A 17551-nucleotide genomic window follows, 5' to 3' on the forward strand; every position below is an offset into this window, starting at 1 on the left:
TGCACGCGAACTAACCGAGTGAGGTAATCGCGTCCGAGATCAGAGCCCGGGCGGGGGCACCGTAGACAGCGAGCTTGGACAGCTCTGAGAACGCCTTGGCGTACGTGGCAACCTCGCTGGGCGCCGTGACGTTCACTGCGGCCGTCAGCAGCTCCACGCTCGCTTGACGGCCGTCGAACAGATAGAAGGCTTCCAGGGGCCAGACAAACCGCTGGGCCGTGAAGGGGATAACCCCAAGGCTTACGTTCGGCAGCGCCATGACAGCCAGCAGATAGCCGAGCTGTCCGGCCATGGCGGAGGCGTCGCCAATGCGGTAGCGGAGCACCGTTTCTTCCAGCAGCAGCGCGAAGCGGTGGCTGCCTTCGTGGAGAACGCGCGAGCGTTCGATTCGGGATTCCGCTGCTGTCTGCGAGTCGTCAGGGGTGCCCTGAAAGGCGGCGATGGTCGATAGCAGGGCCGCCGCGTACGCCTCGGTCTGGAGCATGCCCGGCACCACGTTCGAGCAGTACACGCGGAAGTGGCGGGTCTGCTCGTACAGGGGGACAACTTCCTCCTGCGCCCGGCGCATGCCGTGGCGGTGCAGCTTTTGCCAGTGGACGTACATCTGGTCGGCTTGGCGGTTGGCCGCGATCAGGTCGTCTGTCTGGTCTTCTGCTCCGCACGCCTTGCACCAGGCGCGGATGTCGGCGGCCGACGCAGGGGTCTTGGCGCGCTCGATGCGTGAGGACTTCGCGGGGCTCCAGCCGCACCGAAGAGCCAACTCATGCCCGGTCAGCTCCGCGTCTTTGCGTAGGCCCCCGAGACGGGCGGCGATGGCTTCGCGGGCGGCTTGGGCGCTGGACGAGGGGGACGCAGACATGAGTGGGCTCTTCGTATTCCGTCAGGTCAGACCGTGAACTTCTCGTGCGGGATGCCGCGCTCCCAGACTGCCTCGAACGCAGCCGAAGCCAGCCGTGCGACAGCGGGCTCGGAACGAACCTCCCAGCCGGGCTCGGACCAGTTTCCATCCCCGGAGAAGTGGTTGAAGAGCACGATCTCTCCGTCGAACACCCAGCAGTCGTTTCCGGGGAGCGCGATGTCCGAAGCCTGCCGCCGAGGCAGCCAGCGGACTTGCTCCCCGGCGTGAAGGTTGACCACGGTGCCGGCGTGCTCGTACCGGATGTAATCCGTAACCGGTTCCGATACGACGCGGGCGCGGCGGACGGCCACGCCTCGGGCCACGGTGCTGCGAATCAAATCAACCCACGGCGTCCAGTAGGTGGACGCCGGGTCGATGTCGCGCTGACCTGTACGCGTCCAGGTCTCGAAGTCCTCGGCCTCATCCCCGACGCCGTACGAGTCGCGCAGCTCCAGGTGCACAGCCGAGTGCTTGGCTGCGGCCAGCAGCTCGTTAAAGCCCGGCTCCTTCTGCGACATCGCACGCCTTCCTGAGCATCGGCACCATACGGGCCGGAATCCGAATCACGGCTTCGTGCGGAGGGATGCCCGGAGCGTGCCCGGGAACCTCGAACGCCGCGCACTCCGCCTCTAGCTTCTCGTCCGGCTTCCAGCCCTGAAGCACCAGCTCCCCCTTTTCCGCGTCCACCCATACGGTGGGGGAGCCCTGCTGCCCGGTGTCTGGATCAATCCCGATGAACCGTAGTGCCATGACTGCCTCCGCTGTCGAGTGGCTTACGCCAACTTGCACGAGCTTCGTCGTGGCGGCCTGTGAGCGTCAAGGGGGCGGGAACAGCCCTTGAGCCGGGATGGAGCGGCGCGCATTGCCCTGAGCAGGGACGACGTCCTAGCGATCATGGGGGAATCCTGGGGTGCCCCCCGTGCAAGGCATGTCGATGCTGGTCAGGGCTGCATGTGCCGTAGAGCACGCAGATCTACGAGGGCACGAACCAGGTCCAGCGCATCGTCATGGTGCGCAACCTGCCGTAGGGGCACGACCCCACCGGACGCGAGGTCTCCCGATCCATGATCCACGGATCGGGGGACCTCGCGTGGTCCGACCGGCGGCGCACCGCCTAGGCTGTGCGCCGGTCGGCCCCGGGCGCGGGGTTGCAAGGCGCGGGGGCGCAGGGGCGGGGAACAGGATGTCCGTAGAACGTCACACAGCGGGGATGCTCCAGCAGATCGCCCGTCAGCAGGATGTCGTCGAGATCGCCCCGCAGGGCACCTCGGCGAAGGCGGCCGCCCTGGCGCACGTGGCGGAGCAGTACGGCTACACGTACGGCTCGGCGTACAGGACCGGCTTCAAGAACTCGCTCGTCCAGGTCCGCATGTACCGGGACCCGCGACCCGAGGCGCGCGTCCGCGAGGCGGCCACCATCACCGCCCATCCGCAGGCCGGCAACGGCGGGACGGTGCCGGGGCTGGCGCAGGGATCACTGAAGCCGCTCCCCGAGGCGGCCGACTCCGTGGCCGTGCTCAAGGACCTCGTCACCTTCGACGTCATGGCCCTGTACGTCGGCGACCGGCGCCAGAAGGTGGTGTGCTACCTCCTCTGCGCGATCCTGCCCGTCCTCATGCTCATCGACGACAAGTCGCCGTTCGAGGCCTTCCTCTCCGGCGGGTTGGCCGCGCTGCTCGCCACCGTGGCCTTCCAGGTGGGCGTGATCCGCCGCGCGACGATCGCACGGCGGCTGACGGCCGCCGGGTTCCACGAGGTGCGTGACGAACGGGGCGACCGGCGATTCCTGCGCCCGGGGCAGCAGTTGCCCGGCCACGCCAACCCGTTCACCGCCTGAGGCCCTGGCCTGCGGCGAAGACGACCGCACACATCGGGCACCAGCCCCCTGGGGACCCCCCGGATGGGCTAAATTTGGACCTTCGTACGCCGGAACCGGTTGGGGAGAACGCAAATGACGGAAGCGATCCTGCTGGTCGGCGGACAGGGGACGCGACTGCGCCCCGTCACGGTGAACACGCCGAAGCCGATGGTCCACACGGCAGGTGTTCCCTTCCTCGCCCACCAGATAGCCCGGGCCGCCGCCGCAGGCGTCACGCACATCGTGATGGCCACCTGCTACCTCGCCGAGGTCTTCGAGCCCTACTTCGGGGACGGGTCCGCCTTCGGCGTCCACCTGGAGTACGTGGTCGAGGACGAGCCGCTGGGCACCGGCGGCGCCATCCGCAACGCGGCGCGGCTGCTCACCGGCGGCCCCGACTCCTCGGTGCTCGTCTTCAACGGGGACATCCTGACCGGCCTGGACATCGCCGGGCTCGTCGAATCGCACAAGGCGGCCGACGCCGACGTCTCCCTGCACCTGGTCCGCGTCGACGACCCGCGCGCCTTCGGCCTGGTCCCCACCGACGCCCACGGGCGGGTGCTGGCCTTCACGGAGAAGCCGCAGACGCCCGAGGAGATCATCACCGACCAGATCAACGCCGGCTGCTACGTCTTCCGGCGCAGCGTGATCGACACCATCCCGGCCGGCCGGTCCGTTTCCGTGGAGCGCGAGACCTTCCCCGGTCTGCTCGCCTCCGGGGCCACCTTGCACGGGGTCACCGAGAACACGTACTGGATGGACCTCGGCAAGCCGGAGGCGATCATCCAGGCCTCCGCCGACCTGGTCCGCGGCGTCGTCCCCTCCCCGGCCGTCCCCGGACGCCGCGGCGAGTCCCTCGTCCTGCCCGGAGCCCACGTCGCGGCCGGGGCCAAGCTGTCGGGGGGCACCGTCGTGGGCGCCGGAGCCCGCATCGAGGCGGGTGCGGTCGTCCAGGGCTCCATCGTGCTGGGGGACGCGGTCGTCGGACCCGACGCGCAGGTGTCCGCCAGCCTGATCGGCGCGGGCGCCTCGGTGGGCGCACGGACCGTACTGGACGCCGCCGTCATCGGTGACGCGGCCGTCGTGGGGGCCGACAACGAGCTCCGCGCCGGAGCCCGGATCTGGTGCGGGGCGCAGCTGCCCGACGCGGCGATCCGCTTCTCCTCCGACGCCTGAGCCGGACGGGCGCCCCTGGCCGGGGCGCCCGTGATCAGACGCTGTGATCAGGCCCCGTGATCAGGCCCCGTGATCAGTTCCCGCGGACGGTGACCTTCTCGTCCTTCTGGATCTGCTGCACCAGCTGCTGCACCTTCGCCTTGTCCCAGACGAGGTTGCCGCCGCGCTGACCGGAGATCGGCATGTTCATGGACACGCCGTCACCACCGCTGATGCCCTTCATCGCGAAGAACATCGACCCCATGTCCCACAGCCCCATGTCCTTGTCCACGATCAGCGTGTCCAGACCCGCACCCAGCACCGGGTACAGCGTGAACGGATTCATGATCGTCGTCGGGGTCGCCGCCTGGCTGGCCAGCGCCGACAGGAACTTCTGCTGGTTCTTGGTCCGCTGCAGGTCCGACTCGGCGAAGGCGTAGCGGGTCCGTACGTAGGCCAGCGACTGCTCGCCGTTCAGCGTCTGGGTGCCCTCCTTGAAGTCGGCCCCGGACTTCTCGTCCTTGAACCCCTTCTCGATGTTGAGCTCCACCCCGCCCAGCGCGTCCACGATGTTCGCGAAGCCGGCGAAGCCGATCTCCGCGTAGTGGTCGATGCGCAGGCCGGTGTTGAACTCCACCGTCCGCACCAGCAGCTCCGGGCCGTCCTCCGCGTACGCGGCGTTCAGCTTGACCCGGCGGCCCTGGCCCGCGAACTTCTTGCCCGACTCCGAGCCGACGAAGGACGGGATCTCCACGTCCGAGTCGCGCGGCAGGGAGATCATCGTGTTCCCGCTGGAGCACTTGGCGAGGATCATCATCGAGTCGGTGCGCTTGCCCTCGGCCGAGCCGGTGTGGAGCTTCTTCTTGTCCTCGGCGGACATGCCCTCGCGGCTGTCGGAGCCCACGATCAGGTAGGTCGTGCAGTCGCCCTCCTTCGGGCGCTCGATGACCTTGGAGAGGTCGACCTCGCGGCGCACGTTGGAGTCGGCCCAGAAGTACGTGCCGATGCCCGTCACGAGCAGGCCGCCGACCAGCACGATCGAGCCGATCTTGATCCGCTTGCGCCAGTCCGGGGCCGGTCCCGCCGGCCGGGCGGGGCCGCCGGGGCCGCCCGCTCCGCGCCCGCGCGGCCCACTGGGAGGCTGGCCGCCGCCGCCGTAGACCTGCCCGGTGTTGTAGCCGCTGTCGTACGAGCCGCCCTGCTGCGGAGGCACGTAGGCGGGCCCGGCCGGCGGCTGGGCCGGGCGGCGCGGGGGCTGCTGGGGCTGCGGAGGCTGCTGCGGCTGCCGGGACGCCTGAGGGCCGGGGCCGGGCCGCTGGACGTGCCTCATCCGCCGTGCGCCTTCCGGCTCCGCCTGGCCGCTGCCGCGGCCGTACCCGTCATCGCGGCGGCCACGCTGGTCCTGCTCGCCGCTCCACCCGTCCCAGTCACTCATGTGCCCAAGAATGCCTGGCCGGGAGGGCCCCGGAACACCCCCGGCGGCTCTTCGTACCGGTGCTGTTGCAGAGCTGATGCCGGCAAGCCGCACTTAAGCTGTCTCCATGACAGAGATACCGGGCGAGCTGCGCGGAAAGCCGATCTCGGCTTCCCGCACCACCCTGAGCCACATCATGACCGCCAACGACACCAACCTCCTCGGCACGGTGCACGGCGGCGTGATCATGAAGCTGGTGGACGACGCGGCCGGCGCCGTGGCCGGCCGCCACTCCGGCGGCCCGGCGGTCACCGCCTCCATGGACGAGATGGCCTTCCTCGCCCCCGTCCGCGTGGGCGACCTCGTCCACGTCAAGGCCCAGTGCAACTGGACGGGCCGCTCCTCCATGGAGATCGGCGTACGCGTCCTCGCGGAGCGGTGGAACGAGTCCACCCCCGCCACCCAGGTCGGCAGCGCCTACCTGGTCTTCACCGCGGTCGACGCCGAGGGCAAGCCCCGCGAGGTCCCGCAGGTGATCCGGGAGACCGAGCGGGACGAGCGGCGCTACCAGGAGGCCCAGATCCGCCGCACGCACCGGCTCGCCCGCCGCCAGGCCATCCGCGACCTGCGGGAGGAGCGGTCCGCGCAGGGCCTCGACGCCGACGTCTGACGGCCCGCTGCCACCCCGCCCTACCCGGAAGGCATCATGAACCGCCGCTCGGCCGTGTTCGCAGGCGTCGCAGGGGTCGCCGGTCTCGCCGTCGGGGTCCCGCTGCTCTCGGGGGCCTCCGACCAGGCCTCCGACCACCAGCCCTCCGACGCCCCCGGCTCCGTACAGCCGTCCCCGAAGGCCTCCGACGCCCGCCCGCCCCGCACCCTGCGCGTCATGCCCCTCGGCGCCTCGACGACCGCCGGGGTGGGGAGCTCCGCGTTCGGCGGCTACCGGCTGCCGCTGGGGCGCCTGGTCGCGGGCCAGTCGAGGTACGCCATCGATTTCGTGGGCTCCCAGGCCCGGGGTCCCATGGCCGACAACGAGCACGAAGGGCATTCCGGGTACACCGTCGACCGGATCCGTGCCGGGGTCGACCGGTGGATCGCGGCCGCCGATCCCGACGTGGTCCTGCTGCACATCGGGCTGAACAACCTGAACCGGGGAGGCGACCCCGGCCAGGCCGCCGACGAGGCCGAGGACCTGGTCGACCGGATCTTCACCCTGCGCCCGGGGATCGTCGTCGTCATGCAGGGCCTGGTCCCCTCGACCCCCGGATCGAAGGACCTGGACATCGCCGAGCCCATCGCGGCGTACAACCGGCGCCTCAAGAAGATCGAGGCACGGGAACAGGGGTCCGGCAGGCACTTCCGCTTCGTCAAGGCCCCCTGGCTGACGCCCGCGGGCCGGGCGGACGCGTCCATGCCGGCCGAGCTCGCCGACGGCCTGCACCCGAACGACAGAGGGTACGAGAAGGTGGCGGACGCCTTCTTCGATGCGCTGGAGCAGGCCCACTCGGACGGCTGGTTCGACGGAGGCCGGTCCGGCTGAGGCCGATCCGACCGAGGCCGGTCCGGCCGGGGCGGTCCGGCCGGGGCCGGTCAGGAGCCGCCGCAGACCACCTGGTCACCGGTGACCACACCGAATTCGCCCTGGTACGGGTCCTCCGCGCGCACCGGCACCACCTTGCGGTAGTCGGCGCCCGCGATGACCACCACGGTCCGCCCCTGCCCCCGCACGGCCCGCATCTCGCTGCCGGGCAGCGCGGTGGACACCGTACGGGCCGACCGGTCCCAGCGCGGGTCGTACGTGATCACCGTGCGCTTGACGTCCCGGCTCGCGCCGTTCCCCGGAGCCCGGGTGGTGTCGAAGCCGGTGGCGCGCAGCGCCGAGTCCACCCGGGTGCCCAGCCCGTCGATCCGGGTGCCGTTCTCCACCTGGATCCGTACCTGGCCCGGGGGCACGTCCACCGGCACCGCCGGCTGCCGGCGCACCGGCTTGCCGGGGGCGGGGGCCTGCGGCGGGGCCATCGGCCGGTCCTCGCGCAGCGCCTGGAAGAGCTTCGCGGCCTTCCCCTCGTCCCATTTCACGGTGGAGCCGATGCCCTTGACCGGGAACGAGGGGTTGCCGACGGGCACGGAGGCGAACTCCGAGGAGGAGGGTGTGAAATCGCGCATGGCCTGCCCGAGCGCCAGCATCTGCTCCGAGCCGAAGCCCCGGTCGGCCCGGACCGAGCTCAGCAGGGTGGAGCTGACCTGCTTGAACTTGACGGGGTTGAGCAGGACCCCGCCGCCCGTGGCCTGCTTGATCAGGGCGGCGATGAACCGCTGCTGGCGCTGCATCCGGCCCAGGTCGGAGGCCCCGTCGACATGGCGCGAGCGCACGTACTGCAGGGCCTGGCCGCCGCTGAGCCGGTGGGTGCCGGGGAGCAGGTCGAGTCCGGTGTTGGGGTCGTGCATGGTCTTGGCGGTGCAGATCTCCACGCCGCCCATGGCGTCGACCGTCTTCATGAAGCTGGTGAAGTCGACCTCCAGGTAGTGGTCGATCTTCACGCGGGTCATGTTCTCGACGGTGCGCACGGTCAGCTGGGGCCCGCCCTCGGCGTAGGCGGCGTTGAGCTTCACGGGGTGGGCGCCGTGCGGTTTGCCGCTGGAGCCGTCCACGTGCGCGGGCAGCTCCACGAAGCTGTCCCGGGGCAGGCTGACCACGCTGGCCCGCGACCTGTCCGCCGAGAGGTGGACCAGCATCACGGTGTCGGTGCAGTGGCAGGGCGCGCCGCCCAGGCGGTACTCGCGCTTCTCCTCGGCGGTGATCTTGTCGCGGCCGTCGGTGCCGACGAGCAGGAAGTTGACCCCGTGCCCGGCCTGCGGGCGGTTCTTCATGTCCTTGAAGGGGTCCACGCGCTGGATCCCGGTGTCCAGCCCGGTCATCACGGCGTGCCCGAGGGCCCCCGAGCCCAGGACGAGCACCGACAGTCCCGCGGCGAGCCGGACCCCCCAGCGGGGTCTGTCCGCCGGCCGGTTCCCGCCGGCCCGGGGCCCTGCCGGACCGCCGGGCCGCGGCGCGCGCTGCGACGGCCGGGCGGACCGGGCGGGCAGGGCGGGTCGGGTGGGACGGTGCGGCTGGGGCACGGGGGACACCTCGCACGTTCGGCAGATTCGTCAGAACAGTAGGTCCATACGATCAGCCGTTGTCCTTACTGCTCATCCGGCGCGCACCCGGTTCCCCCGTACGCGGTAACGTGACACCGATACCCGACCTTGAAGGACCACATGCCCGCCCAGCAGCCCGCAGTCTCGGTGATCATGCCGGTACTCAACGAGGAGCGCCATCTGCGCAACTCGGTCCACCACATCCTCGGACAGGAGTACGGGGGTGAGATGGAAGTGGTGATCGCGCTCGGGCCGTCCAGGGACCGTACCGACGAGATCGCCGCCGAGTTGGTACGGGAAGACCCCCGGGTCCACACCGTCCCGAACCCCACCGGCCGCACCCCCGCCGCTCTCAACGCGGCCATCCAGGCCTCGCGCCATCCGATCGTGGTGCGCGTGGACGGCCACGGCATGCTCTCCCCGAACTACATCGCCACCGCGGTCCGCCTCCTGGAGGAGACGGGCGCGCAGAACGTCGGCGGCATCATGCACGCCGAGGGCGAGAACGCCTGGGAGGACGCCGTCGCCGCCGCGATGACCTCGCGCATCGGCGTCGGCAACGCCGCCTTCCACACCGGTGGCAAGGCGGGCCCGGCCGACACCGTCTACCTCGGGGTGTTCCGGCGGGAGGCCCTGGAGGCCGCCGGCGGATACAACGTGGAGTTCGTCCGCGCCCAGGACTGGGAGCTGAACTTCCGCATCCGCGACGCCGGCGGGCTGATCTGGTTCTCGCCGGAGCTGAAGGTCCAGTACCGCCCGCGCCCCTCGGTACGGGCGCTCGCCAAGCAGTACAAGGACTACGGGCGCTGGCGCCACGTGGTGGCCCGCTACCACTCGGGCTCCATCAACCTGCGCTACCTCGCCGCACCGGCCGCCGTCTGCGCGATCGCCGCCGGCGTGGTCGTCGGAGCCGCCGTCACCCCGTGGGCCTTCGTCCTCCCGGCGGGCTACCTCGCGGCGATCACCGTCGGCTCCGTCCCGGCCGGCAAGGGGCTGTCGCTCAAGGCCCGGCTGCGGATCCCCGTCGCCCTGGCGACCATGCACGTGTGCTGGGGCTACGGCTTCCTGACCAGCCCGCGCTCGCTCGCCGCCAAGGTCATCGCGAGCCGCCGCCCGTCGGTCCGCCGGGACCCCGCCGAGGCCTGATCCCGCGTACGCACACCAAAGGGGTGACCCGGTCCTCGTCGGACCGGGTCACCCCTTTCGGTGTTTGAAGGCGTCAGCGTTTCGGCGAGCCCGCCCTTCGGCGTGTCACTTCCACTGGAACGGCGCGTAGATGTCCATGCAGCTGGTGTCGGTGCCGTTGAGCACGTCCGCCGACTCAGGGATCGAACCGGCCTCGGGCGGTGCCTGCACCGGGTAGGTGGCGCCCTCGCGCCAGTCCGCGCCGACCAGGACCGTGATCTTGGAGGCCGCGGCCGACTTCTGCACGGAGGTGGCCGGGATCCCGAGCGCCGCGGCCACGGCCTGCGCGTCGGCCGCCTGGGCGTCGGTGGCGTAGCGGACGATCGTCGCCTTCTCCGGGGTCAGCGCGCCGTCCGCCTTGGCCAGCGAGTACCCCTTGGCGACCAGCTCGCCGGCGATGGCCGTGGCCCGCTTGCCCACCGGCGGTGCACCGACACCCGTGCCGTTGACCACCTGTACGGCGAGCTTCGCGGGGTTGGAGGCCGGCGGCCCGGAGGACGTCTGCGGGGTCGGCTCGGTCGACGTGGCGGGGGCCGAGGGGTCTGCACCCGGCTGGCCGCTCTCGGCCGGCGCCGGGTCGCCGTTCTTGTCCATGGCGACGTCCTTGCGGAGCATCTCCCACACCTTGGGGGCGTCCGCGGGGTTGAGGATCAGCCGGTTCTCGTCGTTCGGAGCCTGCAGCACCGGGATCGTGGCCGACGTGATGCGGTTGACCGGCACGTCCTTGAGCAGCAGGGCGAGGTCGAGGAGCTTCTTGACCGACCCGATCTCCTCCGACACCTTCAGCGCCTTCGTCGCCGCCTCCGCCAGGCCCGTGAGGCGGGGGAGGTCGGTGAAGGCGTTCTGGCTCTTGAGCCCGCGCATCATCGAGTTCATGTACATGTGCTGCGCCTTGGCCCGGCCCATGTCACTGCCGAAGGCGTGCCGGGTGCGCAGCCATTGCAGCGCCTGCTCGCCCTGGACCTTGTGGGTGCCCGCGGTCAGCCTGAGGCCGGAGCCGCCCGTCCCCGAACCGGGCTTCGACTGGTCGAAGACGTTCTGGTTGACGCAGACGTCGACGCCGCCGATGGCGTCGGCCATGCTCACGACACCGGTGAAGTCGATCGTCATCCAGTGGTCGATGTAGACGTTGGTCATCTTCTCCCAGGTGGCCAGCGTGCAGCCGGCACCCCCGCGCCCGAAGCTCTCGTTGATCATGTTCTTGGTGGCTTTGTACTTGGTGCCCGTGGCGGGGTCGGTGCACTCCGGGATGTCCACGATGGTGTCGCGCGGAACGGTGGTGACCGAGGCGTTCTTCCGGTCGGCCGATATGTGGACCAGCATCTGCACGTCGGCCCGCGCGGGGTCGCCGATGGTGTCCCAGCCGCCGCCGAGCTTCGCGTTCGCCTCGTCGCGGTAGTCGGAGCCGAGCATCAGGATGTTGATCGGGCGCCGGCCCGCGGCGTCGGCCTCGCCCCGGGCGACACCGCTGTCGCCGCTCAGACGCTGGCCGCTGCGGATGTTGCCGTTGAGGTGGCGGTAGTAGAGGTAACCGGCCGCCGCCGTCCCGAGTATGAGCAGCGCGACGATGGAGGCCGCCCAGCGCAGTATGCGGCGCCGCCCCCGCCGGGTCGGCCGCTTGCCGCCCCCGCTGCCACCGCCGCGGCGGTGGCCGGAGCCGGACCTCGGCGCGGGTACGGCGCTGGTGGCCGTCGGTCGGGTGCCGGAGCCGGATATGCCGTCGCCGGCCCGGCCCGGCGCCCCCTCCCCTTGCACGCTGCTGTGCCTCACGCGTCCCCCATCACGATCACTCTGAGTCGGTATTGTGCCGGTCCCACCGGTTCCGGCACGTCATTTCGCGACCGCGGGGGGCCGGCCGGCCCCCCTGTCGGTCACTTGGCGCAGACGGACTTGTCCGCCTCGACCCGCTGGACGCCTTCGGGCGCCTGCTGAGGCGCCGTCATGGAGACCCCCGCCCCCTTGAAGTCGGCGCCCAGCGTCAGCTTCATCGGCGTCTTGGGCGCGGCGTCGGCCGTACCCATCTTCAGCGCAGTCGGCGGCAGGCCCATCATGTCCGCCAACGCCCTGGCCTGGTCGGCCTGGTTGGGCGCGTACTCCAGCTGCGTGGTGTCCACCTTGGCGGGCGCGTTGCCCAGGTTGCTGGACTTGGGCACCCCCTTGGTGTTCTGCAGCCAGTTCAGTGTGCCGGACGCGGATCCGGCCGGGCCGCCGCCGTTGTAGACGTCCACCCGGACGTCCTTGGCCTCCGCGCGGGCGCCCTGCAGGAGGGCGTCGAGCTTGGCCTTCGCGTCGGCGTCCGCCGCGTTCTTCGCCGCCTGTTCCTTCTTCTCGACCTCCGTGAGGGAGACGTCCCCGCGGATCATCTGCAACAGCGGTTCGGCCTGGGCCTGGTTGACGACCACGGTGGCTTTGACCTTCTCCGCCGGATTGTCGAGCACCGGAAGCGTGGTGAAGGTGATGTTCTTGAGGTCTATGTTCTTCAACTCGCCGGCAAGTTCGGTGAGTTTTCCGATCGACCCTATGCCCGAATCCACGCTCAGCGACTTCGTGGCCGCTTCCGCGAGGGAGAAGAACTTCTTCGGACTCGTGAGCGTTTCCTTGGACTTCATCTCGCGCATCATCGAACTGAGGAACTGCTGCTGCGTCTTGATGCGGTCGAGGTCGCTCTCGTTGCCGAAGGCGTGCCGGGTGCGTACGAAGGCCAGCGCCTGCTCGCCCTCCAGCCGGTGCTCGCCCGCCGTCAGCTTGAGCTTGGAGTCCTTGTCGTTGACGTCCTTGGCCACGCAGACCGGCACTCCGCCGACCGCCGTGCTCAGGTTCTTCACCGCGTTGAAGTCGGCCATCATGAAGTGGTCGACCTGGATCCCGGTGAGCTCCTTGACCGTGCGCATCGTGCAGCCCGGGTCGCGGCCCGCCTGTCCGAGGCTGGTGTTGAAGCGGGCCCCGCGCTCACCGGGGATGTCCTTGGTGGAGCCGTCGGGCTGCTTCGTGGGGCAGACCGGCAGGGTGGTGATCAGGTCGCGCGGGATGGACAGCGCCGTGGCGTTGGAGCGGTCCTTCGACACGTGGAAGAGGATCGTCGTATCGGCGTGGCCGACACTGCCGGCGTCCCCGTAACCCTCGTTGCCCGCGCCGCTGCGCTTGTCCGTGCCGATGACCAGGATGTTGATCGGCTGGTCCTTCTTGAAACCGCCGCTGGTGCCCGCGTCACCGACGTCGGTGACCACGATGTTGCCGTTCAGGTGCTGGTAATAGAGGTACCCCGCCACGGAGCCGCCGATCAGCAGCACCGCCAGGGTTCCGCCCGTGATCGTCAGGGCCCGTTTGCGACCGCCACCGCCCACCTTGCGCGAACGCCCGCCGCGCCGGCCGCCGCCGGGGGGAGGAGCGTCACCGCGGCGCGGTCCGGGAACCGCGGGGGAGGGGGCGGCGGGGGAACGGTGAGGAACGGGGGCTCTGCGGGGCGCCGCGCGGGGGGCGGACCGCTGCGACGGTGCTTGCGCAGAGGTGTCTTCCAGTCGCAGCTCGTAGTTGCCGGTGCGGGGGTTGAGTACCCATTGATCTGCGGGGTCGATCTCGTCGGCCCGTCCACGGCTTTGCGCATCCACGGTTTGCTCGAATCCTCCGTCGGTGCTTCGCGACGCGCCTCCCCCAGGCGCACGGTCAACGATCCGGCTGCTGGCGCACGGCCTCTGTACTGGCCGGGCGCCGGATCGCTCACCTTATCCGGACAGGTTCGCCGCAAACCATGCTGGTGATGAATTCCACGCACTTACAACGGGGCAATCGCCCCAACAAGCTCGGCCCGGACACCGGCTTTTGGGATTGCTTTACCGGCAGTCGGCCACACCGGCCGTGGTGCCGGTGAAGGTGGGGACGGGAGTCGAGGGCTCCGCGGTTCCCGGGCCGTCGCCGGTTCCGTCCCCGGTGCTGCCCTGGGTGCTGTCCTCGGTACTGCCCTGGGTGCGGTCCGCCTTCTCGTCGGCCGCCGCCTCGTCCCGGGCCCCGTCCGGCCGCTCGACCGGAGAGGGTGTGGCCGTGGCCTTGGCCGCGGGCGGGGCGATGGTGAGCGGCTGGTCCGCCCGCAGCCGCTGGAAGAGCTGGGTCGCGTCCGGCTGGCGCAGTTCGTCCCGGTTCGCGTCGGCCGCGTACGGCCTGCGCGGCACCGTGAGGAACTTGATCTGGTCGGTCGGGATGTCGCGTACGCCCCGGACCAGCTCGTACAGCCCGCGCAGCGAGGCCAGCCCCGGGTCGGTGGTCACCGAGGAGGTCGCCGCGTCCAGCAGCGGGTACAGCCGGGCCGGATTGAGCAGCACCCCGTTGCTCTGCACCTTCTTGACCAGCGACCCGAGGAACGCCTGCTGGCGCTCCATCCGCTCGGTGTCGCTGCCGTTGCCCAGGCTGTAGCGGGCCCGGACGAAGCCCAGCGCCTGCTCGCCCTGCAAGGTCTGCCGGCCCGCCGGCAGCTTCAGCTTGGCCTCGGCGTCGTCCACGGGCCGGCGCAGGCACACCTCCACCCCGCCGATGGCATCGACCATCTTCTTGAACCCGCTGAAGTCCAGCACCATGTGGTGATCGACCCGGATCCCGGTCATCGCCTCCACCGTGCGGATCGTGCAGGCGGTCCCGCCCCACTCGAAGGCCCAGTTGAACTGGGCGAACTGCTCGCTGGTGCGGCTCCCGTCCGCCTTCAGGCACGCGGGTATCTCCGCCATCAGGTCCCGCGGTATCGACACCGCCGTCGCGCTCTTCCGGTCCGCCGGCAGGTGCAGCAGGATCGTGGTGTCCGAGCGCTGCGTGCCCTCGTCCTGCCCGTACGGGGCGTTGCCCGCGCCGGTGCGCGAGTCCGAGCCGATCAGCAGGATGTTCTGCGCGCCGCCCGCCAGGTGGAGAGGGCGCTCCTTGTCGTAGCGGCGCAGCTCGGCGGCGGCGGAGGTGTCCTCGGCGATGTTCCCGTCGAGCTTGGAGTAGATCCACCAGCCCGTGCCGGCCCCGACGACGGCGAGCAGCCCGGTCCCGAGCCCGATCCAGCGCAGCAGCCGGCGCCGCCTGCGGCCGTTCGGAGGCTTCCCGCCTCCGGCCGCATCGGTGTCGCCCGGTATGCCTGCACTGTCCGTCACTCGCGTTCCGTCCCCTCACCCGAATCGGTACGGGCCGTACGGGTGAGTACGGCCTGTGCCGATCCTGCCCCCGGGTGATCGATGCGGCCCGGGGGCGCGGCCCCGTATAGGGCCATGTGGGTGACAAATAGCCCAGATCCGGCATTGGGCGGTCCGGGTGACGGCGGGGTCAGGCCGTGTGGGTGACCCGCTCGCTCTCGATCCGCTGGGCCAGCGCACCCTCCGCCAACCCCTCGGCATTGCGGCACAGCACCACGGAGCCGCCCGTGGCCAGGGCCGCGTAGAGCCCGGCCGAGAGCCCCTCCCAGCTGTCGTAGCCCTGCCGGGACAGCACCCGGGCGCCCTCGCCGAAGCCGAGCTTCGCCGCGTCCTCGCGGGCCCGCTCGCAGATCCGTGCGTACGAGAGCTCCTCGCCGCCGACCACCAGGCCCGGGCCGTCCGCGTCCACGGGCTGGAAGGGCGCGAAGCGGTCGCCCTGCCCCGGCACCTCCACGGCGTAATCGGCGAACCCGGCCGGCGGCTGCGGGAAGCGCCCGCCCAGCGGCCGCAGCGCGAGCGCCACCCGCTCGCCGGAGCACGCCGCGGCCTCCTCCAGGGTGTCCGGCCCGCTCACCACCAGGTCGGCATCGCCCGGATCCCCGCCCACCTCCGCCACGACCCCGACGGAGGCGCAGGCGAGCAGCCACACGGCGCTCTGCCAGTGCGCGGGGAGCAGCAGGGCGAGCCGGTCGCCGGGCTCGGCGCCCAGGTCGCCCTGGAGCAGATTGGCGGTCTTGGCCACCCAATTGGCGAAGGTGGCGACGGACAATTCGACGCGCTCGCCCGTGGCGTCGTCGTAGAAGGTGACGAGCGGGCGGCCGGGATCGGCGGCGAGCGCGGATCGCAGCAGGTCGGCAGGGGTGCGGTCAGTGGCGTTCACGGACCAGAGCCTACGCGGGGGGACCCGCGGCCCTCCTCCGTACGGCCGCAGCACGATCCCCCGTACGGAGGAGGGGTATCGGTACTGCGACCGGACGGTACGTCAGTTCTCGGATGGCGCCGGCCTCCGGGACTCCACACCATCCTTTCCATGCGTGCATTCCTTGCTTCCTCGATCGGCGTCGCGACGGCTGCCGCACTGGCCCTGCCGCTCGCGCTCTCCTCCACGGCCCTCGCACACCCGGCAGCGGCAGCCTCCGCGGCGCCCTCGGCCCCCGCCGGATCCACCCAGTCCCTGCCGCTCGTCCCCGTGGGACCCGCGGCGGACCGCACCCCCGGGGTACCCGGCATGAGCACCTCGCCCCGGCTGCCCGAGACGCAGGGCCTGTCGGCGCGCGAGGTCAAGACCTTCTCGCTGGTCGGCGTCGTCTGGGACGACGCGAGCACCCAGCTCGACGGCCGCGTCCAGGTCCGCACCCGCTCCGTGGCCACCTCGGCCTGGTCCGAATGGCAGGACGTCGACACCCACAACAGCGAACACGCCGCCGACCCCGGCACCGCGGAACGGGGCACCGGCCGCGTCCGCGGCAGCACCGCCCCCCTGTGGGTCGGGCAGTCCGACGGCATCGAGGTCCGGGTCCAGGCCGAACCGGGCGGCCGCGTCGTGAGCAGCGGCCTCCCGACGGGCATGCGCATCGAACTGGTGGACCCGGGCGACACGACCCGCCCCCCGTCGGACGCGAAGAACGGCACCGCGGAAGCCCCGTCCGTCCTCGACGACGACGACAAGGGGGAGCTGGCCCTCCTCCCCGGCATGACGATGGAGATGGCGGAGTCCTCCTCCGCCAACGTCCCAATGGCCCCCCTGGGAGCCAAGGAGATCCCCGCCCTCAACAAGGCCGACTCCACCGCCGACGCGGTCCTCGCCGACGAGGCGCTCGCGGCCGCCCCGTACATCGGCCCGCGCCCGAAGATCGTCACCCGGCTGGGATGGGGCGCGGACGAGAGCCTGCGCGAAAAGGGCTTCGTCTACACGAACACGGTCAAGGCCGCCTTCGTCCACCACACCGCCTCGGGCAACAACTACGCCTGCAAGGACGCCCCGGCCGTCCTGCGCAGCCTGTACCGCTACCACGTGGTCAGCAGCGGCTGGCGCGACATCGGCTACAACTTCGCCGTCGACAAGTGCGGCACCCTCTACGAGGGCCGGGCGGGCGGAGTCGCCAAGGCGGTGCTCGGCGCGCACACCATGGGCTTCAACACGGACAGCATGGGCGTCGCGGTGATCGGCACCTTCGCCTCCACGGCCCCGCCCAAGGCGGCCGTCGACGCGGTGGCCCGCCTCACGGCCTGGAAGCTGGGCCTCTTCGGAGCGGACCCCCGCGCGAAGACCACCCTCAAGTCGGGCGGCGGCAACCTCTACGCCAAGGGCAGCAACGTCAAGCTGAACGTCATCTCGGGCCACCGCGACGGCTTCGCCACGGAATGCCCCGGCCGCCACCTCTACAGCCAACTCCCCCCCACCCGAACCGCCTCAGCCAAACTCCAGGGCCGCCCCTAGGTACCCCTCCTTGACGCGCCGCACCCCTTCTTGACGCGCCCCTCGCACCGCTGCGCGGGCTTCGCGCCGCTGCGCCGGCCTCCGTCCGTCGATGGCCGGTCGGGGCTGTCGCCCCGGCCGTCCTGGCGTGGGGTCCGGTGGGCGGGTGCGGCTGGGTCGGCCCTGCGGGGCGGAGTCCCCTACCCGCCCTTCGCCCGTTCCCCGGGGCTGCGCCCCGGACCCGTTGCCGGGTGCGGCGCCGTTGCCGGGGGCCAGCCCCCGGACCCCCGCTCCTCAAACGCCGGAGGGGCTGGATCTTGCA

General features: G+C 71.2%; 15 protein-coding genes. 6 read left to right on the top strand and 9 right to left on the bottom strand.

Going from position 1 to position 17551, the window contains the following annotated elements; genetic code table 11:
• Nucleotides 1-10: 10 nt before the first annotated feature.
• Genes OG898_RS16505 through OG898_RS16515 form a run of 3 tightly spaced genes read right to left on the bottom strand, consistent with a single transcriptional unit; the run spans nt 11 to nt 1648 of the window.
• Nucleotides 11-859 (bottom strand): helix-turn-helix transcriptional regulator, encoded by an 849-nt coding sequence (locus tag OG898_RS16505; RefSeq protein ID WP_229339183.1) that lies wholly within the window; start codon nt 857-859, stop codon nt 11-13.
• A 26-nt stretch (nt 860-885) separates the two neighbouring features.
• Nucleotides 886-1416 carry a DUF6879 family protein gene (locus tag OG898_RS16510; protein ID WP_266957683.1) on the bottom strand — a complete coding sequence of 177 codons (531 nt, stop codon included), beginning with the start codon at nt 1414-1416 and terminating at the stop codon, nt 886-888.
• Nucleotides 1391-1648: a hypothetical protein gene (locus OG898_RS16515; protein ID WP_266957685.1), complete on the bottom strand. Its 258-nt coding sequence runs from the start codon at nt 1646-1648 to the stop codon at nt 1391-1393. The genes OG898_RS16510 and OG898_RS16515 overlap by 26 nt, the downstream gene beginning before the upstream one ends.
• Nucleotides 1649-2108: 460 nt before the next feature.
• On the opposite strand from OG898_RS16515, the gene OG898_RS16520 reads away from it, so the two are divergent.
• Nucleotides 2109-2735, top strand: a complete 627-nt coding sequence (locus OG898_RS16520; RefSeq protein ID WP_266957687.1) for a hypothetical protein — start codon at nt 2109-2111, stop codon at nt 2733-2735.
• 114 nt (nt 2736-2849) lie between these two features.
• Nucleotides 2850-3932: an NDP-sugar synthase gene (locus tag OG898_RS16525; RefSeq protein ID WP_250736826.1), complete on the top strand. Its 1083-nt coding sequence runs from the start codon at nt 2850-2852 to the stop codon at nt 3930-3932.
• A gap of 73 nt (nt 3933-4005) precedes the next feature.
• Here OG898_RS16525 and OG898_RS16530 read toward each other — a convergent pair whose 3' ends face one another.
• A complete protein-coding gene (locus OG898_RS16530) occupies nt 4006-5346 on the bottom strand; it encodes an LCP family protein (protein WP_266957690.1) in 1341 nt (446 codons plus the stop codon).
• A 106-nt stretch (nt 5347-5452) separates the two neighbouring features.
• Here OG898_RS16530 and OG898_RS16535 point away from each other — a divergent pair, with 106 nt between their 5' ends.
• Both OG898_RS16535 and OG898_RS16540 read left to right on the top strand, forming a co-directional pair.
• Complete coding sequence (locus OG898_RS16535; protein WP_250736822.1) at nt 5453-5995, top strand: acyl-CoA thioesterase; 543 nt, start codon at nt 5453-5455, stop codon at nt 5993-5995.
• A gap of 36 nt (nt 5996-6031) precedes the next feature.
• Nucleotides 6032-6865 (top strand): SGNH/GDSL hydrolase family protein, encoded by an 834-nt coding sequence (locus OG898_RS16540; protein WP_266957692.1) that lies wholly within the window; start codon nt 6032-6034, stop codon nt 6863-6865.
• A 50-nt stretch (nt 6866-6915) separates the two neighbouring features.
• On the opposite strand, the gene OG898_RS16545 is transcribed toward OG898_RS16540, so the two are convergent.
• Entirely contained in the window at nt 6916-8283 is a 1368-nt protein-coding gene (locus tag OG898_RS16545; RefSeq protein WP_323182670.1) for an LCP family protein, read from the bottom strand.
• A 303-nt stretch (nt 8284-8586) separates the two neighbouring features.
• On the opposite strand from OG898_RS16545, the gene OG898_RS16550 reads away from it, so the two are divergent.
• Nucleotides 8587-9612, top strand: a complete 1026-nt coding sequence (locus OG898_RS16550; RefSeq protein ID WP_250736813.1) for a glycosyltransferase family 2 protein — start codon at nt 8587-8589, stop codon at nt 9610-9612.
• 105 nt (nt 9613-9717) lie between these two features.
• Here the strand turns inward: OG898_RS16550 and OG898_RS16555 are convergent, their stop codons facing one another.
• The 4 genes from OG898_RS16555 to OG898_RS16570 all read right to left on the bottom strand — a co-directional run bounded on the left by OG898_RS16555 (nt 9718) and on the right by OG898_RS16570 (nt 15690).
• On the bottom strand, nt 9718-11421 hold the full coding sequence (locus OG898_RS16555; RefSeq protein WP_266957697.1) for an LCP family protein: 1704 nt from the start codon (nt 11419-11421) through the stop codon (nt 9718-9720).
• Between the two features lie 101 nt (nt 11422-11522).
• On the bottom strand, nt 11523-13259 hold the full coding sequence (locus OG898_RS16560; RefSeq protein WP_266957699.1) for an LCP family protein: 1737 nt from the start codon (nt 13257-13259) through the stop codon (nt 11523-11525).
• 222 nt (nt 13260-13481) lie between these two features.
• Nucleotides 13482-14771: an LCP family protein gene (locus tag OG898_RS16565; RefSeq protein WP_266957701.1), complete on the bottom strand. Its 1290-nt coding sequence runs from the start codon at nt 14769-14771 to the stop codon at nt 13482-13484.
• A 169-nt stretch (nt 14772-14940) separates the two neighbouring features.
• Entirely contained in the window at nt 14941-15690 is a 750-nt protein-coding gene (locus OG898_RS16570; RefSeq protein WP_250736805.1) for a TIGR03089 family protein, read from the bottom strand.
• A gap of 150 nt (nt 15691-15840) precedes the next feature.
• Here OG898_RS16570 and OG898_RS16575 point away from each other — a divergent pair, with 150 nt between their 5' ends.
• Nucleotides 15841-17250 (top strand): peptidoglycan recognition protein, encoded by a 1410-nt coding sequence (locus OG898_RS16575; protein ID WP_266957704.1) that lies wholly within the window; start codon nt 15841-15843, stop codon nt 17248-17250.
• Nucleotides 17251-17551 lie beyond the last annotated feature (301 nt).

This window comes from Streptomyces sp. NBC_00193 (assembly GCF_026342735.1).
GTDB classification, from domain to species: Bacteria; Actinomycetota; Actinomycetes; order Streptomycetales; family Streptomycetaceae; genus Streptomyces; species Streptomyces stoeckheimensis.

Bases quoted from the DNA above. Each gene is read 5' to 3' on its own strand.
- OG898_RS16505 (WP_229339183.1), bottom strand. From the start codon at position 859: ATGTCTGCGTCCCCCTCGTCCAGCGCCCAAGCCGCCCGCGAAGCCATC.
- OG898_RS16510 (WP_266957683.1), bottom strand. From the start codon at position 1,416: ATGTCGCAGAAGGAGCCGGGCTTTAACGAGCTGCTGGCCGCAGCCAAG.
- OG898_RS16515 (WP_266957685.1), bottom strand. From the start codon at position 1,648: ATGGCACTACGGTTCATCGGGATTGATCCAGACACCGGGCAGCAGGGC.
- OG898_RS16520 (WP_266957687.1), top strand. From the start codon at position 2,109: ATGCTCCAGCAGATCGCCCGTCAGCAGGATGTCGTCGAGATCGCCCCG.
- OG898_RS16525 (WP_250736826.1), top strand. From the start codon at position 2,850: ATGACGGAAGCGATCCTGCTGGTCGGCGGACAGGGGACGCGACTGCGC.
- OG898_RS16530 (WP_266957690.1), bottom strand. From the start codon at position 5,346: ATGAGTGACTGGGACGGGTGGAGCGGCGAGCAGGACCAGCGTGGCCGC.
- OG898_RS16535 (WP_250736822.1), top strand. From the start codon at position 5,453: ATGACAGAGATACCGGGCGAGCTGCGCGGAAAGCCGATCTCGGCTTCC.
- OG898_RS16540 (WP_266957692.1), top strand. From the start codon at position 6,032: ATGAACCGCCGCTCGGCCGTGTTCGCAGGCGTCGCAGGGGTCGCCGGT.
- OG898_RS16550 (WP_250736813.1), top strand. From the start codon at position 8,587: ATGCCCGCCCAGCAGCCCGCAGTCTCGGTGATCATGCCGGTACTCAAC.
- OG898_RS16575 (WP_266957704.1), top strand. From the start codon at position 15,841: ATGCGTGCATTCCTTGCTTCCTCGATCGGCGTCGCGACGGCTGCCGCA.